The 24,898-nt window shown below is 61.3% G+C and carries 21 protein-coding genes; 11 read left to right on the top strand and 10 right to left on the bottom strand.

The window, feature by feature from the left end; all coding sequences use genetic code 11:
* Positions 1-177: 177 nt before the first annotated feature.
* Positions 178-1,215, bottom strand: a complete 1,038-nt coding sequence (mreB, locus tag SLW75_RS10130; RefSeq protein ID WP_020292894.1) for a rod shape-determining protein MreB — start codon at positions 1,213-1,215, stop codon at positions 178-180.
* 207 nt (positions 1,216-1,422) lie between these two features.
* Here mreB and gatC point away from each other — a divergent pair, with 207 nt between their 5' ends.
* The 5 genes from gatC (at position 1,423) to SLW75_RS10105 (ending at position 6,180) form a co-directional block, all read left to right on the top strand.
* Positions 1,423-1,710, top strand: coding sequence for an Asp-tRNA(Asn)/Glu-tRNA(Gln) amidotransferase subunit GatC (gene gatC, locus SLW75_RS10125; RefSeq protein ID WP_065990114.1), 288 nt, complete (start codon positions 1,423-1,425; stop codon positions 1,708-1,710).
* A 15-nt stretch (positions 1,711-1,725) separates the two neighbouring features.
* A complete protein-coding gene (gene gatA / locus SLW75_RS10120; RefSeq protein ID WP_410934400.1) occupies positions 1,726-3,177 on the top strand; it encodes an Asp-tRNA(Asn)/Glu-tRNA(Gln) amidotransferase subunit GatA in 1,452 nt (483 codons plus the stop codon).
* Positions 3,178-3,188: 11 nt separating this feature from the next.
* Complete coding sequence (gene gatB / locus SLW75_RS10115; RefSeq protein ID WP_065990118.1) at positions 3,189-4,634, top strand: Asp-tRNA(Asn)/Glu-tRNA(Gln) amidotransferase subunit GatB; 1,446 nt, start codon at positions 3,189-3,191, stop codon at positions 4,632-4,634.
* Positions 4,635-4,707: 73 nt separating this feature from the next.
* The gene (locus SLW75_RS10110; protein WP_065990120.1) at positions 4,708-5,082 is read left to right on the top strand and encodes a septal ring lytic transglycosylase RlpA family protein; all 375 of its coding nucleotides are present in this window, start codon (positions 4,708-4,710) and stop codon (positions 5,080-5,082) included.
* 45 nt (positions 5,083-5,127) lie between these two features.
* Positions 5,128-6,180 carry a calcium/sodium antiporter gene (locus tag SLW75_RS10105; RefSeq protein ID WP_192132508.1) on the top strand — a complete coding sequence of 351 codons (1,053 nt, stop codon included), beginning with the start codon at positions 5,128-5,130 and terminating at the stop codon, positions 6,178-6,180.
* 21 nt (positions 6,181-6,201) lie between these two features.
* Here the strand turns inward: SLW75_RS10105 and SLW75_RS10100 are convergent, their stop codons facing one another.
* The 5 genes from SLW75_RS10100 to ptsP form a co-directional block, all read right to left on the bottom strand.
* A complete protein-coding gene (locus SLW75_RS10100; RefSeq protein WP_065990124.1) occupies positions 6,202-7,143 on the bottom strand; it encodes an AEC family transporter in 942 nt (313 codons plus the stop codon).
* Between the two features lie 125 nt (positions 7,144-7,268).
* On the bottom strand, positions 7,269-8,831 hold the full coding sequence (locus SLW75_RS10095; protein WP_410934399.1) for an alkaline phosphatase D family protein: 1,563 nt from the start codon (positions 8,829-8,831) through the stop codon (positions 7,269-7,271).
* Positions 8,832-9,348: 517 nt separating this feature from the next.
* Entirely contained in the window at positions 9,349-11,079 is a 1,731-nt protein-coding gene (locus SLW75_RS10090) for a PTS fructose-like transporter subunit IIB (protein ID WP_410934398.1), read from the bottom strand.
* A 16-nt stretch (positions 11,080-11,095) separates the two neighbouring features.
* On the bottom strand, positions 11,096-12,034 hold the full coding sequence (gene pfkB / locus SLW75_RS10085) for a 1-phosphofructokinase (protein WP_410927823.1): 939 nt from the start codon (positions 12,032-12,034) through the stop codon (positions 11,096-11,098).
* A complete protein-coding gene (gene ptsP, locus SLW75_RS10080; protein ID WP_410934397.1) occupies positions 12,034-14,895 on the bottom strand; it encodes a phosphoenolpyruvate--protein phosphotransferase in 2,862 nt (953 codons plus the stop codon). Before ptsP ends, pfkB begins: the two co-directional genes overlap by 1 nt.
* A gap of 352 nt (positions 14,896-15,247) precedes the next feature.
* On the opposite strand from ptsP, the gene cra reads away from it, so the two are divergent.
* From cra to SLW75_RS10065, 3 genes are all read left to right on the top strand, one after another.
* Positions 15,248-16,243 carry a catabolite repressor/activator gene (gene cra / locus SLW75_RS10075; RefSeq protein WP_065990136.1) on the top strand — a complete coding sequence of 332 codons (996 nt, stop codon included), beginning with the start codon at positions 15,248-15,250 and terminating at the stop codon, positions 16,241-16,243.
* Positions 16,244-16,248: 5 nt separating this feature from the next.
* Positions 16,249-17,028 (top strand): TatD family hydrolase, encoded by a 780-nt coding sequence (locus SLW75_RS10070; protein WP_410934396.1) that lies wholly within the window; start codon positions 16,249-16,251, stop codon positions 17,026-17,028.
* Between the two features lie 93 nt (positions 17,029-17,121).
* The gene (locus SLW75_RS10065) at positions 17,122-17,571 is read left to right on the top strand and encodes a low affinity iron permease family protein (RefSeq protein WP_065990139.1); all 450 of its coding nucleotides are present in this window, start codon (positions 17,122-17,124) and stop codon (positions 17,569-17,571) included.
* A 73-nt stretch (positions 17,572-17,644) separates the two neighbouring features.
* On the opposite strand, the gene garD is transcribed toward SLW75_RS10065, so the two are convergent.
* From garD to kdgD, 3 genes are all read right to left on the bottom strand, one after another.
* Positions 17,645-19,198: a galactarate dehydratase gene (gene garD / locus SLW75_RS10060; protein WP_410934395.1), complete on the bottom strand. Its 1,554-nt coding sequence runs from the start codon at positions 19,196-19,198 to the stop codon at positions 17,645-17,647.
* A gap of 12 nt (positions 19,199-19,210) precedes the next feature.
* Positions 19,211-20,581 (bottom strand): MFS transporter, encoded by a 1,371-nt coding sequence (locus SLW75_RS10055; RefSeq protein ID WP_065990145.1) that lies wholly within the window; start codon positions 20,579-20,581, stop codon positions 19,211-19,213.
* Positions 20,582-20,755: 174 nt separating this feature from the next.
* Positions 20,756-21,667, bottom strand: coding sequence for a 5-dehydro-4-deoxyglucarate dehydratase (kdgD, locus tag SLW75_RS10050; RefSeq protein ID WP_065990147.1), 912 nt, complete (start codon positions 21,665-21,667; stop codon positions 20,756-20,758).
* Between the two features lie 533 nt (positions 21,668-22,200).
* On the opposite strand from kdgD, the gene SLW75_RS10045 reads away from it, so the two are divergent.
* From SLW75_RS10045 to SLW75_RS10035, 3 genes are all read left to right on the top strand, one after another.
* Positions 22,201-22,701: an Hcp family type VI secretion system effector gene (locus SLW75_RS10045; protein ID WP_065990148.1), complete on the top strand. Its 501-nt coding sequence runs from the start codon at positions 22,201-22,203 to the stop codon at positions 22,699-22,701.
* Positions 22,702-22,727: 26 nt separating this feature from the next.
* Positions 22,728-23,264 (top strand): DUF2778 domain-containing protein, encoded by a 537-nt coding sequence (locus SLW75_RS10040; RefSeq protein ID WP_410934394.1) that lies wholly within the window; start codon positions 22,728-22,730, stop codon positions 23,262-23,264.
* A 519-nt stretch (positions 23,265-23,783) separates the two neighbouring features.
* Complete coding sequence (locus SLW75_RS10035; protein WP_410934393.1) at positions 23,784-24,008, top strand: hypothetical protein; 225 nt, start codon at positions 23,784-23,786, stop codon at positions 24,006-24,008.
* Between the two features lie 65 nt (positions 24,009-24,073).
* On the opposite strand, the gene SLW75_RS10030 is transcribed toward SLW75_RS10035, so the two are convergent.
* Positions 24,074-24,823: a FadR/GntR family transcriptional regulator gene (locus SLW75_RS10030; RefSeq protein WP_065990157.1), complete on the bottom strand. Its 750-nt coding sequence runs from the start codon at positions 24,821-24,823 to the stop codon at positions 24,074-24,076.
* Positions 24,824-24,898 lie beyond the last annotated feature (75 nt).

Genomic DNA, 24,898 nt, shown 5'->3' with positions numbered 1-24,898 from the left:
GAGGTGCGTGAGTTTTGCTGTGCTTATTCATGCGACATGAAACCGGCCTGATGCGGATTGATGGAAATGCAGGGCGTCAGACTTGCAACATCGCTGCGCGACGTCAACAGGTCGGACACGAACAGGCAGCACGGTGAGGTGCTGCCCGTTAAGCGCAACATGCTGCGTACCGGCGACTTATTCGCTGGAGAGCAGGTCCATGGTGTGCTTGTCCATCATTTCCAGCGCACGACCACCGCCACGCGCAACGCAGGTCAGCGGGTCTTCGGCCACGATCACCGGCAGACCGGTTTCCTGGGCCAGCAGCTTGTCGAGGTCACGCAGCAACGCGCCACCACCGGTCAGCACCAGACCGCGCTCGGCGATGTCCGAAGCCAGCTCTGGCGGAGACTGTTCCAGAGCGCTCTTCACGGCCTGAACGATGGTTGCCAGGGATTCCTGCAACGCTTCCAGCACTTCGTTGGAGTTCAGGGTGAAGGCACGTGGCACGCCTTCAGCCAGGTTGCGACCGCGTACGTCGACTTCACGCACTTCGCCGCCCGGGTAGGCCGTGCCGATTTCCTGCTTGATGCGCTCGGCGGTGGATTCGCCGATCAGGCTGCCGTAGTTGCGACGCACGTAAGTGATGATCGCTTCGTCGAAACGGTCGCCACCCACACGGACGGACTCGGCATACACCACGCCGTTCAGGGAGATCAGCGCAATTTCGGTGGTGCCGCCACCGATGTCGACAACCATCGAGCCGCGGGCCTCTTCGACCGGCAGGCCGGCACCGATGGCCGCCGCCATTGGCTCTTCGATCAGGAATACTTCACGTGCACCGGCGCCCAGAGCGGATTCGCGGATGGCGCGACGCTCGACCTGGGTGGATTTGCAAGGAACGCAGATCAGCACACGAGGGCTTGGCTGCAGGAAGCTGTTCTCGTGAACCTTGTTGATGAAGTACTGAAGCATTTTTTCGCAGACGCTGAAGTCGGCGATGACGCCGTCTTTCATCGGGCGAATGGCGGCAATGTTGCCCGGGGTACGGCCCAGCATCCGCTTGGCTTCCATCCCGACAGCAACAACGCTCTTCTGATTTCCGTGGGTCCGAATGGCCACAACTGATGGTTCATTCAGCACAATGCCGCGCTCACGCACGTAAATAAGGGTGTTGGCAGTGCCCAGGTCGATGGAAAGATCGCTGGAAAACATGCCACGCAGTTTCTTGAACATGGGGAAAGGACCCTAGGCAACGCGTGGGTAAAAAAGTGCGGCAAACTCTAACAACGACAGGGATTTTGGGCAAGGAGCCAATATGTTAAATTGGCTGTTTTTCCGAGCACTACCCTGGAAGATCGCGGCCTTATGACCGTTTAAAGGGCGTAGTGTTCCGCAATCTGACGTACGGCTCACCCCGTGCGCATTCCACTGGAGAACCCCATGGCGCTTGATCGCTCCGACGTGGAAAAAATCGCTCATCTGGCCCGACTGGGCCTCAATGACGCCGATATCCCGCGTACTACTGAAGCACTTAACAGCATTCTCGGGCTGATTGATCAGATGCAGGCGGTCGATACCACCGGCATCGAGCCCCTCGCGCACCCCCTTGAAGCCTCGCAACGTCTGCGTGTAGACGCCGTTACCGAGATCAATCATCGCGATACCTATCAAGCCATCGCACCAGCGGTCCAAGACGGCCTTTATCTGGTTCCGAAAGTCCTCGACTAAGGGAATGTGCCTGCAATGCATCAAATGACTCTGGCAGAGATCGCTCGCGGACTCGCCGATAAAAAGTTTTCTTCCGAAGAATTGACCCGCACTCTGCTGGCGCGCATCGCCCAGCTGGATCCGCAGCTCAATAGCTTCATTACCGTCACCGAAGACCTGGCGATTACCCAGGCGCAGGCTGCCGATGCCCGTCGCGCCGCAGGTGAAACCGGCGCGCTGCTGGGTGCTCCCCTGGCGCACAAGGACCTCTTCTGCACCAAGGGCATTCGCACCAGCTGCGCGTCGAAGATGCTCGACAACTTCAAGGCGCCCTACGACGCCACCGTGGTTGCCAGGCTCGCCGCCGCCGGCACCGTGACCCTGGGCAAGACCAACATGGACGAATTCGCCATGGGGTCGGCCAACGAATCCAGCCACTACGGCGCGGTGAAAAACCCGTGGAATCTGGATCACGTCCCGGGCGGCTCCTCTGGCGGTTCGGCAGCAGCAGTTGCCGCACGTCTGCTGCCGGGCGCCACCGGCACCGACACCGGCGGCTCCATTCGCCAGCCTGCTGCACTGACCAACCTGACCGGCCTGAAGCCGACTTACGGTCGCGTGTCGCGCTGGGGCATGATCGCCTACGCTTCCAGTCTCGATCAGGCCGGCCCGATGGCGCGCACCGCTGAAGACTGCGCGCTGCTGCTGCAAGGCATGGCCGGCTTCGACGTCAACGACTCCACCAGCATCGACGAGCCCGTCCCGGATTACAGCGCCGGCCTGAACGCCTCGCTGCAGGGCCTGCGCATTGGCGTGCCGAAGGAATACTTCAGCGCAGGTCTCGACCCGCGCATCGCCGATCTGGTCATGGCCAGCGTCGAAGCGCTGAAAAAGCTCGGCGCCGTAGTCAAGGAAATCAGCCTGCCGAACCTGCAACACGCGATTCCGGCTTACTACGTAATCGCGCCGGCCGAGGCCTCTTCCAACCTGTCGCGTTTCGACGGCGTGCGCTTTGGCTATCGCTGCGAAGACCCTAAAGACCTCACCGATCTGTACAAGCGCTCCCGTGGCGAAGGCTTCGGCCCTGAAGTGCAGCGCCGGATCATGGTCGGCGCCTACGCGCTGTCGGCCGGTTACTACGACGCTTACTACCTGCAGGCGCAGAAGATTCGCCGCCTGATCAAGAATGACTTCATGAACGCGTTTGCCGAAGTCGACGTGATCCTCGGCCCGACCACGCCGAACCCGGCCTGGAAAATCGGCGCCAAGAATGCCGACCCGATCGCTGAGTACCTGGAAGACTTCTACACCATCACCGCCAACCTCGCGGGCCTGCCCGGCCTGTCGATGCCTGCCGGTTTCGCCGACGACCTGCCGGTGGGCGTGCAATTGCTGGCGCCGTATTTCCAGGAAGGCCGCTTGCTGAACGTTGCCCATCAATATCAGCAAGTAACCGATTGGCACACCCGCTCGCCGGCTGGCTTCTAAGGAGAAAACACATGCAATGGGAAGTCGTCATCGGGCTGGAGATTCACACCCAGCTCACCACCCAATCGAAGATTTTCTCCGGTAGCGCCACCACGTTCGGCTCCGAGCCGAACACTCAGGCCAGCCTCGTCGACCTGGGCATGCCCGGCACGTTGCCGGTGCTGAACAAGGAAGCCGTGCAGATGGCGGTCAAGTTCGGCCTGGCCATCGACGCCGAGATCGGTCAGCACAACGTGTTCGCCCGCAAGAACTACTTCTACCCGGACCTGCCGAAGGGCTATCAGATCAGCCAGATGGAATTGCCGATCGTTGGTAAAGGCCATCTGGATATCACCCTGGAAGACGGCACCATCAAGCGCATCGGCGTGACCCGCGCCCACCTTGAAGAAGATGCCGGCAAGAGCCTGCACGAAGACTACAGCGGCATGACCGGCATCGACCTGAACCGCGCCGGTACGCCGTTGCTGGAGATCGTTTCCGAGCCGGACATGCGTTCGGCCAAAGAAGCGGTTGCCTACGTCAAGGCGATGCACGCGCTGGTTCGCTACCTCGGCATCTGCGACGGCAACATGGCCGAAGGCTCGCTGCGCTGCGACTGCAACGTGTCGATTCGCCCGAAAGGCCAGGTTGAGTACGGGACGCGCTGCGAGATCAAGAACGTCAACTCGTTCCGCTTCATCGAGAAGGCGATCAACAGCGAGATCCAGCGCCAGATCGACCTGATCGAAGACGGCGGCAAGGTCATTCAGCAGACCCGCCTGTACGACCCGAACACCAACGAAACCCGCGCCATGCGCAGCAAAGAGGAAGCCAACGACTACCGTTACTTCCCCGATCCCGACCTGTTGCCGGTGATCATCGAAGACGCGTTCCTGGAGCAGACCCGCGCGACCCTGCCGGAACTGCCGCCGCAGAAACGCGAGCGTTTCCAGTCGCAGTTCGGCTTGTCGCTGTACGACGCCAGCGTGTTGGCTTCGAGCCGCGAACAGGCAGACTTCTTCGAGAAGGTGGTGAGCATTTCCGGTGACGCGAAGCTTGCGGCCAACTGGGTGATGGTCGAGTTGGGTTCGTTGCTGAACAAGCAAGGCGTCGAGATCGACGAGTCGCCGGTCAGCGCTGAACAGTTGGGCGGCATGCTGCTGCGCATCAAGGACAACACCATTTCCGGCAAGATCGCCAAAATGGTGTTTGAAGGCATGGCTAATGGCGAAGGCAGCGCCGACGAGATCATCGATCAGCGCGGTCTGAAGCAAGTCACCGACAGCGGCGCCATCGAGTCGATGCTGGACGACGTCCTGGCTGCCAACGCCGAACAGGTCGAGCAATACCGCGCGGCCGATGAGGCCAAACGCGGCAAGATGTTCGGCTTCTTCGTCGGGCAAGCGATGAAGGCATCCAAAGGCAAGGCCAACCCGGGCCAGGTCAACGAACTGCTGAAGCGCAAGCTGGAAGGCTGAGTGCGTTCACGCTAGCGGTTGTTCCCGCGCCTGGCGCGGGAACGATCAACACTTTCTGTAGAGACCCTGCCCCATGCGGCGAATCCTCGGCGCTTGCGCCCTGCTCTCTCTGCTGGCCGGCTGCGCCAGTGACGGCATCATCGACCCGCACGGCTACAACGCCACCGGCGGCGCCTCGTATTACGGCTCGCAACATCAAGGTCAGCGCACCGCCAGCGGTGAACGCTTCGACGCCAATTCACTGACCGCCGCGCACCGGCAATTGCCGTTCGGCACGCGCGTGCAAGTCACCAATCTGGACAACGACCGCAGGGTCATCGTCCGCATCAACGACCGCGGCCCGCACACCCGGGGGCGGCTGATCGATGTGTCACGTGCAGCCGCCGCGCAATTGGGTATGCTGCGCAGCGGAACCGCCCAAGTGCGGGTGCAAGCCCTCGACGACTGACTGGTGCCCTGAATTCTTGCCCTAACGAATCTGCCCCTGCCCACGCTGATCGAGCTGGCCTGCGGCCTGCTGTTGATGATCATCGGCGCACAACTGTCGGTGCGCGCCGCTGTGGCCCTGGCCGCCCTGCTCAAAACCCGCCCGCTGTTCCTCGGCCTGACCGTCGTGGCGCTGGGCAGCAGTGCCCCGCAACTCGCGGTCGGGCTGCAAGCGGCGTTCACTGACAGCACCGACATTGCGGTCGGCAGCGTCATTGGCAGCAATATTTTCAACGTGCTGGTCACGCTCGGGCTGTCCGCACTGATCATCCCGCTGCGCGTGGCCCGGCAACTGGTGCGCGTCGATTTGCCATTGATGATTGCGGCCACCGCCCTGGTCGCAGCGCTGGCGTGGAATGGCGAGCTGAGCGCGCTGGATGGCGTCGTGCTGTTGATGGGCATGGCGGCGTATCTGTTCGTCGTGGTGCGGCAATTCGCTCACGGCGCGCGGCATGTGGCGAGAACGGACCTTGAGCCGCGCCGGCGGATCTGGCCATTACTCGGCCGACTGGCGCTGATGGCCTGCGGCCTGGCGCTGCTGACGTTCGGCAGTCACCTTCTCGTCGGCGCGGCGGTTTCGGTAGCCCTGGACCTGGGCCTGTCGGAACGGGTGATCGGCCTGACCGTGATCGCGGTTGCGACCTCGCTGCCGGCGTTGATGACCTCGCTGGTCGCGGCATTGCGCGGCGAGCGGGATATCGCGGTGGGCAACATCATCGGCAGCAACCTGTTCAACCTGCTGGGCGTGCTCGGCATCACGGCGTTGATCTCCACCGGGCCGTTGTCGATCTCGCCCAATGCGCTGGATTTTGATCTGCCGGTGATGCTGGGCGTCGCGGCACTGTGTGTGCCGCTGTTTTATTCGGGGTACCGGATCACCCGGCTGGAGGGGCTGTTGTTGCTCGGGCTTTACGCGGTGTACGGGCTGCACATCGTGTCGTTTACCACGGGCATGCCCCTGGCCGAGCGGCTGGAGCGTTTGATGATTCACTACGCGCTGCCGGTGATTGCGCTGTGTATCGTCGTGGGAACGGTGCGGGCGTGGCGGCGTCAGCATTGATGGGCGACAAGCCTACTAAGACTAAATCCACCCGCCCCACTGCAGAATGAATATCCCGACGTTGGTCGTGACCGCTGCTGCCAGGGTGGTCATGACGATGATCGACGCGGCCAGCTCGTGGTTGCCATTGGCCGCGCGGACCATGACGAAACTGGCCGATGCCGTCGGGGCGCCGAAGTACAGAAACAGAATCCCAAGCTCCGCGTCACGGAAACCCAGCAGCCACGCGCCCAGCGTGCAGATCAGCGGCAGCCAGACCATCTTCATCAGGCTCGCGCTGATCGCCAAGGTGCCGCTCTCTCGCAACGACTTCAATGACAGCGTGCCACCGATGCACATCAGCGCCAGCGGCAGGGTCATCTGCGCCAGGTAGCTGCCGGAGGTATCGAGCCATTTGGGGAGCGGGATCTGGAAGTAGGCGAACGGCGCCGCGACGACAATGCTGATGATCAGCGGATTGGCCATGACGCTTTTTGTGATGCTCCACGGGTCGGACTTGATCACCGGGCTGTAGACCGCCAGCACGACGGTGGACAGGGTGTTGTAGAAAAGAATGACCAGCGCCGCGAGGATCGCACCGAGGGAAATGCCGTAGTCGCCATACATGCTCGCGGCCAGGGCGAGGCCGATCACGCCGTTGTTGCCGCGAAACGCCCCTTGGGTGTAAGTCCCACGCTCGGCGAACGGCACGCGGTAAATGGCCCACCCCCACGACAACGCGAAACCCGCCAGCGTGGCGACGATGAAGTAGATCAGCACGCCCGGCTGAAACGCCGCGTGGAGGTCAGCGTGAATGATCCCCAGAAACAGCAGCGCCGGCATGGTGCAGTTGAACACCAGCGACGATGCGGTGTGGATAAAGCTGTCGTTGATCCAGCCCACGCGCTTGAGCAACACGCCGAGAAACAGCATCGCGAAGACCGGCGCGGTGATGTTCAGGGTTTCCAGAAAGATTGCCAGCATGCACGCCAACCCTGAGCCGTCGTTAGGTGCCTAATGATAGGCCAGCGGCGCGGGAAGTGTTACCGGCAATTACCTGGTTATCGTACGACTGATCAATAAGCCGGACCGCGTTGCCTGTCGGGGCGTCAGGCCTGGCTGGCAGGTTGCAGCCTCTTCTCAAACACCGAAACCCCGTCCAGATCCCGCAGTGTCACGGTCATTTCCCCGCTTTGGCCGTCAATGTTCACCTCACCAAAAAACTGGAAGCCGGCGAAGGGTGAAGTGTTCTGCGCTGGCGGAGCCTTCTGGAATACCAACTCGGGCCCGAAGGTCTTGTCCAGGGTATTAGGCCCGTAACTGCCCGCATTGAGCGGCCCGGCGACAAACTCCCAGAACGGGTCGAAATCCTGAAACACCGCCTGATCGGGGTGGTAGTGGTGCGCCGCGCAGTAATGCACATCAGCCGTCAACCAGACGGTGTCGCGGACCTTCTGCTGGCGCAGGAAGCCCAGCAGTTCGGCAACTTCTTGTTCGCGGCCTTTCGGCGCGCCGTCGTCGCCGTTGGCGATGGCCTCCCAACGCATCACGCCGGGGCTGATCTCGCCGTCGGGCACGCCCAGGCCGATGGGCATGTCAGCGGCAATGACTTTCCACTGAGCCCCAGAGGCTTGAAGTTCGCGCTTGAGCCAATCCAGTTGCTCGCGGCCCAGAAAGGCAGTGGTCGGCCCCAGCTTGTCGGCCAGATTGGCGTCGTTGCCGTCGCGATAGCTGCGCATGTCGAGCACGAACACGTCCAGCATCGGGCCGTAAGCAATCTTGCGATAGACCCGCCCGCCGTTGTCGGCGCTCTGCAGGCGCATCGGCGCATATTCGAGGAACGCCTGTCGCCCGCGCGCCGCCAACAGCTGGATGTCCTTGACCTTGTAGCGGTCGTCGAGCTGCTTGCTCGGCGACCAGTTGTTGGTCACTTCGTGGTCGTCCCACTGCCAGATCTGCGGGACCTCGGCGTTGAAGCGCCGCAGGTTTTCGTCCATCAGGTTGTAGCGGTAGGCACCGCGGTATTCGTCGAGGGTTTCGGCGACCTTGCTCTTCTCTTCCGTGGTGATGTTGCGCCAGACACGCCCACCCTCGGTGACCACCTCGGCAGGCACCGGGCCGTCGGCGTAAATGGTGTCGCCGCTGTGGATGAAGAAGTCCGGCAAGCGCAGACGCATGGCTTCGTAGATGCGCATGCCACCGATCTCGGGGTTGATGCCGAAGCCCTGGCCGACGGTGTCGCCGCTCCAGACGAAGCGGATGTTGCGGCGATTGACCGGCACGCTGCGCAGGTGGCCGAACCAGGGTTCGCTGGCGACGCCGGTTTGCGCGTCCTCGAAGAACACGCGGTAGAAGATGGCTTGATCCGCCGGCAGGCCGGTCAGTTCGACGCGCGCGGTGAAGTCGGTGCGTGGGTCGGCGAGCAGCGAGACCGTGCGGCGGGGGTTGCTGAACATGCTGCGGGTGTCCCATTCGACCACCATCCGCGCAGGCCGGTCGCTGCGGCTCCAGACCATGGCACGGTCGCCGAGCACATCGCCGGACTGCACGCCGTCGGTCATTTTCGGGCGATCCTTGACCGACGCAATGACCGCAGGCGCGAGCCCCGGCAACAACAATCCGGCGCCAGCGGCCTGGATGATACGGCGGCGAGTCAGGTCGAACCGGGACATGTTTATCCTCCTCAAGGGAATGCCAAAAGGAGGAAGCTAGCAGCGGATTGTTTGCGGGAGATGACAGGGCAGTGAACAGGCCGAGTGTTGTCTGTGTCTGGCACAAGATCCAGTGCCGAGTGTTGTCTGTTCTGGCACAAGATCCAGTGCCAAGCCCGGTCCCTGTGGGAGTGAGCTTGCTCGCGAAGAGGCCCGAACATCCGACACACATTCAGCGCCTGGGATATCGCTTTCGCGAGCAAGCTCACTCCTACAATTGATCGTGTTCCGCCGCGGAAATCCGGGGCGCACTCAGCCTTCTGTAGGAGCGAGCTTGCTCGCGAAGAGGCCCGAACATCCGACACATCTCCGGAAGCCGGACCGCACACTTGTAGGACTGGCTTTAGCCGGGAAGGCGTCGGTAGTCACACCAAAGTTCTGATGGCGGGCACACCGGCCTCTTCCCGGCTGAAGCCGGTCCCACTAAAAGCATCGCGCGCATCCCGTGGAACCGGTTATAGCCGGGAAGCGCCAGCGGTTACGCGCCGGCGGGCACCGCGTCCAGTTCTGCCGGTTCAGGTCGTTTCAGCAGCGCGTACAGCACGCCGGTCACGACGCTGCCCGCCACGATCGCCAGCAGGTACAGCAGTGCATGGTTGATTGCGTTCGGAATGAGCAGCACGAACAACCCACCGTGGGGCGCCATCAGTTTGCAGCCGAAGAACATCGACAGCGCACCGGTCAGCGCGCCGCCCGCGATGCTCGCCGGAATCACCCGAAGCGGGTCTTTCGCGGCAAACGGAATCGCGCCTTCGGAGATGAAGCACAGCCCCAGCACGAAGGCCGCTTTCCCCGCTTCACGCTCGCTCTGGGCAAACTTGCGCCGGGCGATCAAGGCCGCGATGCCCATACCAATTGGCGGCACCATGCCGGCCGCCATCGTGGCCGCCATCGGCGCGCCGCTGCTCGAGGCCAGCAAGCCCACCGAAAACGCATAGGACGCCTTGTTGATCGGCCCACCCAGATCCACGCACATCATCGCGCCCAGCAGCACGCCGAGCAGCACCGCGTTGGCCGTGCCCATGGTGTCGAGGAAGTGGGTCAACCCTTCGAGCATGCCGGCGACCGGCTTGCCCACCACGTAAATCATTACCAGCCCGGTGAACAGGCTCGCCAGCAGCGGAATGATCAGAATCGGCTTCAAGGCTTCGACACTGGCCGGCAGCTTCGCGTAGCGATTCACCGCCCAGGCGCTATAGCCCGCGAGGAAGCCCGCGATGATCCCGCCAATGAAGCCGGCGCCCAGGGTGCTCGCCAGCAGCCCGCCGATCATCCCTGGCGCAAGGCCCGGACGGTCGGCAATGGAATACGCGATGTACCCGGCCAGCAACGGCACCATCAACTGGAACGCCGCGCCCGCGCCGATCTGTTTCAGCGCAGCCGCCAATGTCCCCGGTTCCTCGGCCGCGTGAATGCCGAACACGAACGAAAGAGCAATCAGCAAACCGCCGGCCACCACCATCGGCAGCATGAAAGACACGCCGGTGAGCAGGTGTTTGTAGACACCGGTCTTCTCTTTTTTGGAGGACGCCTTGGACGTTGAAGCCGTGGACTCAACCTCCGCCTCCGCCAGCGCTTTTTTCAGCGTCGCGTCGGCCTGCTTGAGCGCAATACCGGTGCCGCAGCGATAGATGCGCTTGCCGGCGAAACGCTCGGTAGCGACTTCGATATCACACGCCAGCAGCACCACGTCGGCGTCGGCAATGGCCTGGGCGCTGAGCGGATTGCGTGCACCGACCGAGCCCTGAGTTTCCACCTGCAGGTCGTAGCCGAGCTTTTTCGCCGCCTGCTGAATCGCCTCGGCGGCCATGAAAGTGTGGGCAACGCCGGTCGGGCACGCCGTCACCGCCACCAGACGCGGCTGCGCGCTGGACGTAGCAGACGGGGCGGAAGTCGCGGTGTGCTCGGTCGCCAGCGCCGACGCTGAACGCAGAAAGCCGTCGGCATCCTGCAACGCCTGTGCGGGCGTGGCCTGATACAGGCGCTTGCCGGAAAAACGCGTCAAGTCCAGCGCGCCGGTGTTGACCACCAACACCCAGTCCGCCGCTTCGATGTCGCCCGGCGACAGTTGCTTTTCCGGATGACGCGGATCGTGGATCTCGACGCTGGTGCTCCAACCCTGGCGTTGGGCCGCCGCATCCAGCAGACGGGCACTGAGGACGCTGCTGATTTTGCCGTTCGGACAGGCCGTAACGATGGCTAACTTCATCACACTTCCTCTCTTGTTATGCCGTCAGGACGCGGACGTTGACGCCGCTTTCCAGACGTTTCAATTGCGCCGGATCATTGATGCCGAAGCCGATCTGAGTGACGGCCATGGCCGCAATGGCCGTGGCAGTCCGCAAGGTTTGCTCGGGTTTGTGCCCAGACAGCAAGCCGTGAACCATCCCGGCCAGCAGCGAATCACCCGCGCCGACGGTGCTGGCGACGGTGACTTTGGGCGGCAATGCCTGCAAGGCCACGTTGGAACTGAACCAATGAACGCCTTCCGAGCCCTGGGAAATCACCACGTGCTCGATGCCGCGCTGGCGCAGGTCGGCTGCGGCCTCTGCTTGCGCGGCGATGGAAATGATCGGCGCATCAAGGGCGTCGGCCAGCTCTTCGGTGTTGGGTTTGATCATCCACGGCGACGCTTCCAGTCCAGCGCGCAACGCTTCGCCGCTGGTGTCCAGCGCCACTTTCAGGCCCATCTCGTTGAGGCGCAGCAACAACGTTTTCAACCACTGGGGGCTGACGCCACGGGGCAGACTGCCGGCCACGACCACCGCATCAAAACCCGACGCGATCTGCTCGACCCGAGCGGCCAGCGCTTGTTGCGCCTGCGGGCTGACTTCCGGGCCCGGGCCGTTGAGGTCAGTAATGCGCCCGCTGCTTTCCGCCAGCTTGATGTTGCTGCGCGTCTCGCCCGGCACCCGCACGAATTCGTCGACGAAGCCGCGCTTGGCGAACAGGGTTTCGAACGGTTGCTGGTTGTCCACGCCGAGGAAACCGGCAACGGTCAGCTCGTGGCCCAGATCAGCCAGCACCTGGGCGACGTTGATGCCCTTGCCCGCCGCGTGGCTGAGCATGGCGTCGCTGCGGTTGACCTGGCCGATCTGCAAGGGGCCCAACTGCACGGTCAGGTCCAGCGCCGGGTTCATGGTCAATGTCAGTATTTTCGCCATTACAGCCCCTCCACGAGGGCACGCACGTCCGCCGCGCTGCCAACGGCCAGGGCCGCCTGCGCAAGTTTCCGGGCTTCGATCAGATTCAATTCACGGACGCAGGCTTTGACTTCGCCGATGCTCCGCGCCGAGACGCTCAATTCATCCACACCCAGACCGACCAGCACCGGCACGGCCAGCGGGTCGGCGGCCAATTCGCCGCAGACCCCCACCCATTTGCCATTGGCATGGGCCGCGCGCACGGTGATGTCGATCAGTTGCAACACCGCCGGGTGCAGGCCATCGGCCTGGGCAGACAGGGTCGGGTGACCGCGGTCGATGGCCATTGTGTACTGGGTCAGGTCGTTGGTGCCGACGCTGAAGAAGTCCACTTCCTTCGCCAGCACCGGCGCCAGCAACGCCGCCGATGGCACTTCAATCATGATGCCCAGTTGCAGGTCGGCCACCGGGATCTCCAGACGCAGACGCTCGGTCATGTCGCGGGCCTGACGCCACTCTTCGACGGTGCCCACCATCGGAAACATGATGCGCAGCGGGCGATTGTCTGCCGCACGCAGCAATGCGCGCAGCTGGATTTCCATGATATCCGGGCGCTGCAAGGTCAGGCGAATGCCGCGCACGCCGAGAAACGGGTTTTCTTCTTTATCGATGGGCCAGTAAGGCAGCGGTTTGTCGCCGCCGACGTCCAGGGTGCGAACCACCAGCGGGCGACCGTCGAGGTCTTTGAGCACGCGACGGTATTCCGCTTCCTGGGTCGCTTCATCCGGCGCGGAGCTGTGGGCCATGAACAGCAACTCGGTGCGCAGCAGGCCAATCCCTTCGGCGCCCTGCTCCACCGCTGCCGGCGTACCGGCGCTGTCACCGATGTTCGCGAAGACCTCAACGGCGTGGCCGTCCTGGGTGATCGCAGGCTCCATGCGCAGGGCAGCGGCAGCCTTGAGCCGTTGCTCGCGGGTGTCACGGTCCTGCAAGGCGCGCTTCAGGGTCGCGTCGTCCGGCGCGACGTCGAGACGCCCGCGCTGGCCGTCGATCAACAGTTGCGTGCCGGACTTGATCAGCAATACCGCATCGCCCGCACCGACCAGCGCGGGGATGCCCAACGCCCGGGCAACGATGGCGCTGTGGGCCGTAGCGCCGCCGCGCGCGGTGAGAATGCCGGCGACACGGGCAGGGTCAAGACGGGCGACGTCGGACGGGCCGACTTCATCCATCACCAAAATGTACGGTTCTTCCGGCTCAACCAAGTCCTCGACGCCAAGGATCTGCGCCAATACGCGGCGACCGACATCCCGCAGGTCAGCGGCACGTTCCGCCAGCAGCGCATCTTTCAGCTGTTCCTGCTGACGCGCGGCGGCCTCGATCACATTCATCCATGCCGCCGCGGCGCTTTCACCTTGTTTCAAGCGCTGCGCCACTTCGTCGACCAGTTCGGGGTCGGCGAGCATTTCCTGGTGAGTGACGAAAATCTCGCGAATGGCCTTCGCCGTGCTGCGTTGAATCAATTGCTCGATGTCGATGCGCACCTGCGCCAGCGCGCTGTGCAGACGTTCGTGCTCAACGCTTTGCGATTCGCCCTGGGCCGGGTAATCGAACACTGGCAGAACATGCACGTGGGCCGGGCCGACGGCGATGCCGGGCGCCGCAGGAACGGCCTGGATGTGAGTGCCCGCAGCCGGCGCGCTGAGGGTTTTCTCAACAATCGTCGGGGCGGGTGCGGGCTCACTGTGGGCCGGCAACGGTTCGATTTCTTCGCCCAGACCTTCGAGCACTGCGGCGATCAACGCAGGCAAGGCATCGGCGGCAATGGTCGGCTCGGCAATGAACTCAAGGGACTGACCGCGCTGCACGCCGAGGCTCAGCAGCTTGCTCAAGCTCTTGGCCGACACCGGATTCTCGGTGCCATCGACGATGCGCACGCGGATGTCGCCCTCAAAACCCTTGGCCAACTGCGCAAGGATTTTCGCCGGACGCGCGTGCAGACCGTGGGCATTGGCCAGGGTCACGCGCTCGCTCGGCCAGTCCGGCGGCACTTCGCCGCCCAATGCCTGAAGCACGGCGCGGCTGCTGGTCGCCTCGCCCAGTACGTGGCCGCGACCTTCGATCAGCAACGCGCATAGACGTTCGAGCAACGCCTGGTGGGACTCACCCAAGCTCGCGAGGCAGAACAGGCCGGTCAGCGACTGGCCCAGATGACGCATGGGTTTGTCCGGGGTGACGAACGCCAGGCCGGGCTTGTTGACCATCTGTTCGCTGTGCAGCCACCAGAGGCCTTCGCCCAACGGCAGTGGCTCGACCTGCTGCAGCACCGCCGCGAAACCGTTGTTGACACATTCGGCCTTGCGCAGCAAACGCGCGCCGCGCCAGACCAGTTCTTCGAAATCATCGACCATGACGCCCAGGCTGATCATCTGCGCATCGAGGGCCAGTTCTTGTGGCGCACCCTGCAGCAGTTTGAGCAGCGACTCGGGGTCCTTCGCCTGACGCAACGCTTCGCCCAGGTCGTTTTCACCGAGTGCGCGGGTCAGCAACTGGAGCAAGCGCAGATGCTCGTCGGACTTGGCGGCGATGCCGATGGCCAGGTAGACCATTTGCCCGTCGCCCCAGTCCACCCCTTCGGGGAATTGCATCAGGCGCACGCCGGTGGCGAACACTTGGTCGCGGGTCTCTGGCGTGCCGTGGGGAATGGCAATGCCCTGCCCCAAAAAGGTCGAACCCTGTTGCTCACGCGCCTGCAAGCCTGCAAGGTAGCCGGCAGCCACCAAGCCGTCGGCAACGAGCAAGTCAGCCAGCAGTTGCAACGCGGCGGGCTTGTCCACCGCCGACTGGTCCATGGAAATTTGCTCTATGGTCAGCTCGAGCATTGCGTTCTCCTGTGCTGCGCGGGGTCGCGCCAGATTCTTGTTGTAGGACCGGTCGTACACACCGATGACTGACGGTTTGCGAATATTGAATGCGGCATTCAGAGGTCCGATTGGGCAAAAAGTGCCATAAACAGGCCTGCTGAATCGTTTAATCTGAAGTGCCGCGCACGTTACTTGATAATTCCGGCGGTTTGAAGCTCATCCGGTCGAATCGTGTAGGAAACATCCCGTGCGGGTCGCAAGCGTCCTACGAGGCGACGGTCTGCTGTCATGATGGCTGTTAATCGGTGAAAATCCCTGCCACGGTAGTTCAGCTCCCACTTTTGCTTCTCATCACGAAAGGATGCCCGGCTTGAAACTCAGTGATATTGCGCGTCTGGCCGGTGTTTCTGTGACCACGGCCAGCTACGTGATCAACGGAAAGGCCGAACAGCAACGCATCAGCAGTGCAACGGTCGAGCGCGTGCGCGCGGTGGTCGACGCCCATGGCTTCAGGCCCAACCCGCAGGCGGCCGGGCTGCGCAGCCGGCATACCCGCACACTGGGCTTCATCCTGCCGGACCTGGAAAACCCCAGCTACGCACGCATCGCCAAGCAACTGGAACAGGGCGCTCGCGCGCGCGGCTACCAATTGCTGATCGCCAGTTCAGACGACGATCCCATCAGCGAGTTGCAGTTGTTGCAGCTGTTTCGTGCGAGACGCTGCGATGCGCTGTTCGTCGCCAGTTGCCTGCCGGCCAGCGATGACAGCTATCGCGCGCTGCAGCAGCAAGGAACGCCAGTCATCGCCATCGACCGGGAGATGGACCCGGCACACTTCTGCTCGGTGGTCAGCGACGACCACGACGCCAGCCAGCAACTGACCCGCAGCCTGCTGGAGATAAAACCCCGACACATCGCCTTGCTTGGCGCGCAGCCCGAGCTGAGCGTCAGTAAGGCGCGGGCCAAGGGCTTCGAAGACGCGCTGGAGGGTTTCGAAGGCTCGGTGATCAGCGAGCACGGCGACGCGTTCAGCCGTGACTGCGGCCTGCAACTGGCCAGCGATATGTTCGATCGGCTGGGTTATTTCCCGGACGCGCTGATCACGACGTCCTACGTCCTGCTGCAAGGGGTGTTCGACCTGCTGCACCAGCGGCGCCTGAACCCGGACCAACTTCACCTGGGCACGTTCGGTGACACGCAACTGCTGGATTTCCTGCCGCTGCCGGTCAATGCCATGGCCCAACAGCACCACTTGATCGCCGAAAAAGCCCTGGCCCTGGCCCTGTCGGCCATTGAGCAGGACCAGTACGAACCGGGCGTGCATGCCATTGTGCGGACGTTCAAGCAGCGGATTCACGAGGCGTAAGCAACGTGCGACTGATCGACACCCATACACACCTGGATTTCGACGATTTCGATGCCGACCGCAACGACGTACTCGCCAACAGCCGGCAGCTGGGTGTGGAGCGCCTCGTGGTGTTGGGCGTGTATCAGCGCAATCTGCAGCGAGTGTGGGATCTGGCGCTCAGTGAGCCGTCGGTGTACGCCGCGCTGGGCTTGCACCCGGTGTTCCTGAAAGAGCATCAGCCCGAGCATGTGCAGCAACTGCGCGACTGGCTGACGCGTCTGGCCGGGCATCCCAAACTGTGCGCCGTGGGCGAGATCGGTCTGGATTACTACATCGAATCCCTAGACCGCCCGCGCCAGCAGACTTTGTTCGACCAGCAGTTGCAGATGGCAGCGGACTTCAACCTCCCCGCCCTGCTCCACGTGCGCCGCAGCCATGCCGACACCCTCGCCGCGCTCAAGCGTTTCAGGCTCAAGCGCTGCGGTATCGTTCACGCCTTCGCCGGCAGCCGCGAAGAGGCGCGGGAATACATCAAGCTGGGTTACAAACTGGGGCTGGGCGGTGCGGCGACGTGGCCGCAGGCCTTGCGCATGCATCGGGTGATCGCCGAGTTACCGCTGGACAGCGTCGTGCTGGAAACCGACTCGCCGGACATGGCGCCGGCGATGTTTCCGGGCATGCGCAACAGCCCCGAGCATCTCCCCGACATTTGCGCCGCCATCGCCGAGCTGATGAAAATCCCTGCCGACACGCTGGCCGCAGCGAGCACCGCCAACGCGTGCGAAGTGTTCGGCTGGGTCTGAAGTCTGTCGCCGATTTCATGTTGTAAGAAGAAATTTCAAAGACGCAGCGTGGTCCCTTGGGTACCTCTCTAGGCTCACAAAGGAAACCCGTTAATGAAATTCTCGAAGTTCGCGCAGGCCTTGTCGCGATGGTCCGGCAGCCCACGAACCTTCCTGGTGGCAATCGCGCTGATTTGCGTGTGGGCCGCGACCGGGCCGCTCTTCCACTACAACGACACCTGGCAACTGATCATCAACACGTCCACGACGATCATCACCTTCCTGATGGTTTTCCTGATCCAGAACACCCAGAACCGCGATACCGATGAGTTGCATATCAAAATCGACGAACTGCTGCGCGTGACCAAAGATGCACAGAACGCCGTGCTGAGCCTGGATAATCTCAACCAGAAGGAACTGCACGCGCTGCGCAAGAAGTACAAGGCGATGGGCAAAGGCATTGAGTTTGATCACGCCGAGGCGTTTCCGGAGCCGGAGCCTGAGGCGGGTGAGGAGGCCGGTACATCCGCTAAATCTTCAGCGGCTGCAGTGACTTCTTCGTGAGCACGCTCACTGCCACATGAACCGTGATCCAGCCGGGCTCAGATGCCCGGCTGGTAAAGGGCTGAATGCCGGCTCAGGTAATCGGCGCCGGGTTGAACAGGGTGATGTCGTTGTGCAGACGATACTTCTCGGTCCAGGTCGTCTTCTTGCCACTGGCCACGTCCAGATAGAAGTGAAACAGCTCCCAACCCAGATCCTCGATGCTTGCACGCCCGGTCGCAATGCGCCCGGCATCGATGTCGATCAGGTCCGGCCAGCGCTGGGCCAGCTCGGTACGGGTCGACACTTTCACCACCGGTGACATCGCCAGACCGTAAGGCGTGCCGCGCCCGGTGGTGAACACGTGCAGGTTCATCCCGGCCGCCAGTTGCAACGTCCCGCAAACAAAATCGCTCGCCGGCGTTGCGCAGAAGATCAGGCCTTTGCGCGTCACCCGTTCGCCAGGGCCAAGCACCCCGTTGATCGCGCTGCTGCCGGATTTGACGATCGACCCCAGCGACTTCTCGACGATGTTCGACAACCCGCCCTTCTTGTTACCCGGCGTGGTATTGGCGCTGCGGTCCGCTTCGCCCTTGGCCAGATAACGGTCGTACCAGTCCATCTCGCGAACCAGGCCTTCAGCGACTTCCATGTTTTCCGCACGGGAGGTCAGCAGGTAGATCGCGTCACGCACCTCGGTCACTTCCGAGAACATTACGGTCGCGCCTGCGCGCAGCAGCAAGTCCGAGGCATAACCCAATGCGGGGTTGGCGGTGATGCCAGAGAACGCGTCGCTGCCGCCGCACTGCATGCCCAGAATCAATTCCGACGCCGGCACGGTTTCGCGACGACGCTGGTCGAGCTTCTTCAAGCGGGTCTCGGCCAATTCCATGATCTGCTCGATCATTTCGTTGAAGCCGTGCTTGGAGTCTTGCAAGCGATACAGCCACGGCTCGCTCAGATCGACCGAGGCGTCGTCGCTGTGCATGACCTGATCGGCCTGCAACTTCTCGCAGCCCAGGCTGATCACCAGCGCCTCGCCACCCAGGTTCGGGTTACGCGCCAGGTTGCGCACGGTGCGGATCGGGATGTACGCGTCCTTGGCGGTGATGGCGACGCCGCAGCCGTAGCTGTGGGTCAGCGCCACCACGTCATCGACGTTCGGGTATTTGGGCAGCAGTTCTTCGCGGATGCGCTTGACGGCGAAATCCAGAACGCCGGTGACGCACTGCACCGTAGTGGTAATGCCCAGGATATTGCGCGTGCCGACGGTGCCGTCGGCGTTGCGATAGCCGTCGAAGGTGAAGCCTTCCAGCGGCTCACCGCGGACCGGCACGGCATCGGACATCGGCAGGCTGTCCAGCGCTGGCGCCGACGGCATGCGCAGCTGATCTTCCCTGACCCAACTGCCCTTCGGGATCGGCTGCAGCGCATAGCCGATGGTGTGGCCGTAACGAATGATCGGCTCCCCTTCGGCGATGTCCACGGTGTTCACCTTGTGGCTCTGCGGCACATTGTCGACGGTCACCAGACCGTTATCGAATTCAGTCCCCGCCGGGACGCCCTGGTCATTGACCACGACGACGACGTTATCAAGCGCATGCAGGCGAATGTAACGCGGCGAGTCGGCATGTTGGATCAAGTTCATCACGGTTTTTCCTCAGAGTTTCGCTTGAGAAAGCTCGGCTTCACTGGCCGGCAAGGCACCCTTCTTTGGGGTTTCCTTGAGTTCTACACGTTTGATTTCACCGACGATGAAGATGTAGCTGATCACTGCCACCAGCGCGTTGGCGCCGACGAACACCAAGGCCCATTTGAACGAACCGGTGGTGCTGATGATGTAGCCGATGACGATCGGGGTGGTGATGGAGGCGATGTTACCGAACATGTTGAACAGACCGCCGCTCAAACCGGCGATTTGTTTCGGCGACGCGTCGGACATGACCGCCCAGCCCAGTGCGCCCACGCCCTTGCCGAAGAAGGCCAGTGCCATGAAGCCCACGACGACCCATTCGACATCGACGTAGTTGCAGGTCACGATCGAGGTCGACAGCAGCAGGCCACCGATGATCGGCGCCTTGCGTGCGAAGGTCAGCGAATGGCCTTTGCGTAGTAGGTAGTCGGAGATGATCCCGCCCAGTACGCCGCCGATGAACCCGCAGATGGCCGGCAGCGATGCAATGAAGCCCGCCTTGAGGATGGTCATGCCCCGTTCTTGAACCAGGTACACAGGGAACCAGGTCAGGAAGAAGTAGGTGATGCCGTTGATGCAGTATTGAGCCAGGTAAATCCCCAGCATCATGCGGTTGGTCAGCAACTGACGCACGTAGTCCCATTTGGGACCGCTGGCGGAGCCTTTACCCTTGTCCTGATCCATGTCGACCATGCCGCCGTTGTTGGCGATGTGATCGAACTCTTCCTTGTTGATTTTCGGGTGGTTGCGCGGACTGTGGATAACTTTCAGCCAAATCAGCGAGAACAGGATTCCGATGCTGCCCATCACGATGAACACATGCTGCCAGCCGAAGGTGTAGACGATCCAGCCCATGATCGGGGCGAACAGCACGGTGGCGAAGTATTGCGCCGAGTTGAAGATGGCCGAGGCCGTGCCGCGTTCAGACGTCGGGAACCAGGCCGCCACGATACGGGCGTTGCCGGGGAACGAAGGTGCTTCGGCGAGGCCCACCATGAAGCGCAGGGCGAACAGCAGGAAGATGGCGGTCGAGAGACCGAATTCACCCACGTAGCCTTGCAGCACGGTGAACAGCGACCAGGTGAAGATGCTCATTGCGTAGACTTTCTTGGAGCCGTAACGGTCCAGAAGCCAGCCGCCCGGGATCTGGCCGGCGACGTAGGCCCAACCAAATGCGGAGAAGATGAAACCGAGGGTGACGGCGTCGATGCCGAGGCTTTTTTGCAGGCTGGAGCCCGCGATGGCGATGGTTGCACGGTCGGCATAGTTGATCGTGGTCACCAGAAACAGCATGAGCAAGATCAAATAGCGGACGTGCGTCGGCTTGGTTTTCAGCATGTTCGAAACTCCCACTAATTATTTTTTTGTGCGGGTAAACGATCTTATGTGTGTGCTGCTCGCCCCTGCCCCTAAAACAGATGCGATGTGAAGCGGTAGTGCCAGGTATTTGTTAGCGAAGCCCCGAGGGCAAAAAACCGCTGATCGCTCAGCGGTTTTCCGGCATCCGGGCGGTTACTGCTTGCCCTGCTTGTCCATCAGAGCAGCCAGCAAGTCCACTTCCTCGGAAGTCAGGTCAGTCAGCGGCGCGCGGACCGGGCCTGCGTCGTAACCGGCAAGCTTGGCGCCCGCCTTGACGATGCTTACGGCATAGCCGTGCTTGCGGTTGCGGATGTCGAGGTAAGGCAGGAAGAAATCGTCGATCAGCTTGCCGACGGTCTCGTGATCGTCTTTGGCGATGGCGCGGTAGAAGTCCATGGCCATTTTCGGCAGGAAGTTGAACACCGCCGACGAGTAAACCGGCACGCCCAGCGCCTTGTAGGCGGCGGCATAGACTTCCGCAGTGGGGAGGCCACCCAGGTACGAGAAGCGGTCGCCCAGACGGCGGCGGATCGAAACCATCAGCTCGATATCACCCAGGCCGTCTTTGTAGCCGATCAGGTTAGGGCAGCGCTCGGCCAGCTGTTCCAGCAGGGCAGGCGTCAGGCGGCAGACGTTACGGTTGTAGACGACCACGCCGATCTTGACCGATTTGCAGACCGCTTCAACGTGGAGGGCAACGCCGTCCTGGCTGGCTTCGGTCAGGTAGTGAGGCAAAAGCAGCAGGCCTTTGGCACCCAGACGTTCGGCTTCTTGAGCCATCTGAATCGCCTGGCGGGTCGGACCACCGACGCCAGCCAGAATCGGCACTGTGGTTTCGCAGGTGTCGACGGCAGTCTTGATGATTTCGGAATATTCGTCGCCGGTCAGGGAGAAGAACTCACCTGTGCCGCCCGCTGCGAAAAGCGCGGAGGCGCCGTAAGGAGCGAGCCATTCCAGACGCTTGATGTAGCCAGCGCGGTGGAAGTCGCCTTGGGCATTGAAATCGGTAACCGGGAAGGAAAGCAGACCGTGAGAGAGGATGGACTTCAGTTCTTGTGGATTCATTATTCGAACACCCTGGGGAGCTATTTTTGTGGATGAAGCACCAGTCCTGCGCTGATGTCGTAAGTCATCGTACAACTGGGAGGGTGATCACTCAATAGCGTTTTGAAATATTTATGCCGGGTGAGGATGAGTGGTGCCTGGCTACTCTCGCAAGTGGTAACGGTGCCTGATTATCAGAAGCCGCAGCCGCCCCAAGGGCTGCGCTAAATGGCGCTATTTGTAGGAGTGAGCTTGCTCGCGATCTGGCGCGAAGCGGCAGCATCCTTGTGAAGGCGGCATGTCGGAACGAACTGCAGCTTCAGCTTTACGACTGCTGCGCACAAGCTCACTCCTACGGCCTCCGGCCAGAATCAAGCGCTTTCACCGCCCTCTCGGATTATTCCGTAGTCCAGTGATCCAAACGTTGTAGTCCTTCTCTGAAACTGCTCGCGCACCTGCCTGGAAAACCTTCTGCGGGGCGCGGCACGTCGCTAAAGTCATTGCGGTTCAAATTCAAATTCTTAATCACCGCGAACCGCAAGGAACGAAACGAAATGGCAATTGATGCATTTTTAAAAATGGCTGACATCCCGGGTGAGTCACTGGATGCCCAGTTCAAAGACTGGATTGAGATGGAAGACTTTGATGTCGGCGCCAGCCAGTCAGCCTCCGCAACCACGACAAGCTCGGGTGGGGCCAGCAGTGGCCGCGCGAAAATGAGTGATTTGTACTTCCGAAAAGCTGTCGATAAAGCAACACCTAAGCTGCACGAAGCCTGCTGCAGTGGCAGGCACTTCAAAGAAGTGACGATCGCGTTAAATCGGGCGGGCAACGACAAGATCAAGTACCTGGAAATAAAGCTTGAGGAAGTGATTGTTTCTTCAGTTTCGCTGAATGGCAACGGCAGCAAAGAAACCGGTTTCCCCACCGAAACAGTCCGCCTGAATTACGCACGGATCAAGATGACCTACATACAGCAGAAGCGCTCCGATGGATCAGGCGGCGGCCAGATAGTCGGGGGCTGGGATGGTGTTGCGAACAAGGTATACGCGTAAGGCAAACTCGCAGGAGGATGACTGGCATGGCTGGTAAAAATGAGCGGAACCCGAATATTGCTTACTGCACCTATGTACTTAACGGCGAGCCGCTGAGCGAGTTGACGTGTGAGGGAATGACTTATGAAGCTTTCTCAGGGGACGTATCAAGTTATGTGAACAATTCACGCTACCAAGACGTGGTGAAGCTGGGTCCTTTGCCGCTTGGCAGGTATTACATCTTGGACAGGGAGTCAGGAGGCATGCTGGGGTGGCTGAGACAACCCGTGAATGATTATTTTGCGGAGACTGACAGAAGCGAGTGGCTAAGTCTTTATCGTGATGACGAGGTTGTTGATGACATGACGACTATCAATCACATTCAGAGAAGCGCATTCAGGATCCACCCAGTCGGGCCAAGGGGCATTAGCCAAGGCTGCGTCACTCTGACATCACAACTGGCATTCGACGAATTAAGAACAATTTTACGCAACAGGCCAGGCGAGATACTGGACGACAGGAATATAAAATATTACGGCGTATTGGAGGTATTCGATAAGCCTCCAAGCAAGAACAACCAATGACGGTGCTGACTACTTTCATAAAAGTCATTATTACCCTCGCCCTTACCATCCTAATGACAAAGTGCGCGATGAATACCTGGCCCATTCCAGTGATATTGCGTACTGATCAAGGCTTGCTCGCTTACGCATGGTTGCTCACTTTGCTTGACCTAGAGGGCATCGAAGAGGGCGAGGAAATGCTGATCGCCATATCCCTGTGCATGGGCCTCGCCACTTCGACAGTAGTCTGCGCGCTGCTAACTAAGGGGCTACGAAAAATTAAACATGCGTTAACGAGCCGGAGCACAAGGCAATAGCTAGCAGAAAACTCCATCGGCATGAGTGAGCGAGGGCTAATAGAAGTGTGTGCCCATACCTCACGGGGCCGCACCTTGCCGATCCATACGTACACCAGACACAACGATGAAAGGTTAGACAATGTGCGATGAAAGGCGACACAGCTTGGCGTGCAAGGCCTTAACATACTTAATTAAGGCCGTATTCATTCTAGGTCTGACTACCTTGCTTACAAGGTGGGCAATGACCCTATGGCCGATTCCCCGGATCCTTCATACCGACTGGGGCATGGGCGCTTATCTATGGCTGCAAAGACTTTTTAACCTGAACGGCTGCGAAGACGGGGAAGACATGCTCATTCTCTTGACGCTCAGCTTGACGCTCATGGTTTCAACGCTGACATGCTTAGCCCTCACCAAAGCCTTGCGAAAATGGAGACGCGCACCGATCAATCAAAACGTCGAATAACCCAGCCATAACCTTGTTCGATCAAGGGCACCGCAGCAACGCGATCCCCTATCAATCAATCCAGATCAAGCCCGCTGCGACTCAGCCTCTTCATGAGCATGGCGCAGGCGTTCGCGGCTGTTGGTCAGGTGCAGTCGCATGGCGGCGCGGGCGGCGTCGGAGTCTTGGCGCGCAATGGCGTCGTAGATTTCCTCGTGCTCGCGGCTCAGGCGGCTCATGTAGTGCTGGTTGTCGTCGTGGGCGAGGCGCGCGGAGTTCAGGCGGGTGCGGGGGATGATGCTCGTGCCCAGGTGATTCATGATGTCGGTGAAGTAGCGGTTGCCGGTCGACAGGGCGATTGCCATGTGGAACTGGAAATCGGCGCCGACCGCATCGCTGGCATGGGCCGCGCTTTCGGTGAGTGCGTCGAGGGCGGCGCGCATGTCGGCCAGTTGTTCGGCGGAGCGGCGTTGAGCGGCAAGGCCGGCCGACTCGACTTCAAGGCTGATGCGCAGCTCAAGAATCGCCAGGACATCACGCAAGGTCACGATGGTCGCCGGATCGATACGAAAACCACTCGGGCTTGGCGTGTCGAGGACGAACGTGCCGATGCCGTGCCGGGTTTCCACCAGCCCGGACGCCTGCAGCCGCGAGATGGCTTCGCGTACGACGGTACGGCTGACCCCCTGCTCTTCCATGATGGCGGACTCGGTGGGCAACTTATCGCCGCGCTTGAGTCCGCCACTACGGATGCGCTCGGAGAGTTCGGTAACCAACTCCTGCGCGAGACTGCGGTGCTTTCGGCGGGCGCGAGGCGGAGCGCTCTGATTTTCCATATCCAACATGCATCTCTAAATACGCTGAACGCTGATGATAGCTCACCAGGTTGTGTGATCACACAACAACCCCGG

The sequence above is a fragment of the Pseudomonas sp. W5-01 genome (assembly GCF_046540435.1).
GTDB classification, from domain to species: domain Bacteria; phylum Pseudomonadota; class Gammaproteobacteria; order Pseudomonadales; family Pseudomonadaceae; genus Aquipseudomonas; species Aquipseudomonas graminis_B.
The sequence above is the reverse complement of the archived record's forward strand: the minus strand, read 5'-3'. Positions and strand labels throughout refer to the sequence as shown.

Coding starts and splice junctions, on each gene's coding strand:
- mreB (WP_020292894.1), bottom strand. CDS start 1,215: ATGTTCAAGAAACTGCGTGGCATGTTTTCCAGCGATCTTTCCATCGAC.
- gatC (WP_065990114.1), top strand. CDS start 1,423: ATGGCGCTTGATCGCTCCGACGTGGAAAAAATCGCTCATCTGGCCCGA.
- gatA (WP_410934400.1), top strand. CDS start 1,726: ATGCATCAAATGACTCTGGCAGAGATCGCTCGCGGACTCGCCGATAAA.
- gatB (WP_065990118.1), top strand. CDS start 3,189: ATGCAATGGGAAGTCGTCATCGGGCTGGAGATTCACACCCAGCTCACC.
- SLW75_RS10110 (WP_065990120.1), top strand. CDS start 4,708: ATGCGGCGAATCCTCGGCGCTTGCGCCCTGCTCTCTCTGCTGGCCGGC.
- SLW75_RS10100 (WP_065990124.1), bottom strand. CDS start 7,143: ATGCTGGCAATCTTTCTGGAAACCCTGAACATCACCGCGCCGGTCTTC.
- SLW75_RS10095 (WP_410934399.1), bottom strand. CDS start 8,831: ATGTCCCGGTTCGACCTGACTCGCCGCCGTATCATCCAGGCCGCTGGC.
- SLW75_RS10090 (WP_410934398.1), bottom strand. CDS start 11,079: ATGAAGTTAGCCATCGTTACGGCCTGTCCGAACGGCAAAATCAGCAGC.
- pfkB (WP_410927823.1), bottom strand. CDS start 12,034: ATGGCGAAAATACTGACATTGACCATGAACCCGGCGCTGGACCTGACC.
- ptsP (WP_410934397.1), bottom strand. CDS start 14,895: ATGCTCGAGCTGACCATAGAGCAAATTTCCATGGACCAGTCGGCGGTG.
- SLW75_RS10065 (WP_065990139.1), top strand. CDS start 17,122: ATGAAATTCTCGAAGTTCGCGCAGGCCTTGTCGCGATGGTCCGGCAGC.
- garD (WP_410934395.1), bottom strand. CDS start 19,198: ATGAACTTGATCCAACATGCCGACTCGCCGCGTTACATTCGCCTGCAT.
- SLW75_RS10055 (WP_065990145.1), bottom strand. CDS start 20,581: ATGCTGAAAACCAAGCCGACGCACGTCCGCTATTTGATCTTGCTCATG.
- kdgD (WP_065990147.1), bottom strand. CDS start 21,667: ATGAATCCACAAGAACTGAAGTCCATCCTCTCTCACGGTCTGCTTTCC.
- SLW75_RS10045 (WP_065990148.1), top strand. CDS start 22,201: ATGGCAATTGATGCATTTTTAAAAATGGCTGACATCCCGGGTGAGTCA.
- SLW75_RS10040 (WP_410934394.1), top strand. CDS start 22,728: ATGGCTGGTAAAAATGAGCGGAACCCGAATATTGCTTACTGCACCTAT.
- SLW75_RS10035 (WP_410934393.1), top strand. CDS start 23,784: ATGACCCTATGGCCGATTCCCCGGATCCTTCATACCGACTGGGGCATG.
- SLW75_RS10030 (WP_065990157.1), bottom strand. CDS start 24,823: ATGGAAAATCAGAGCGCTCCGCCTCGCGCCCGCCGAAAGCACCGCAGT.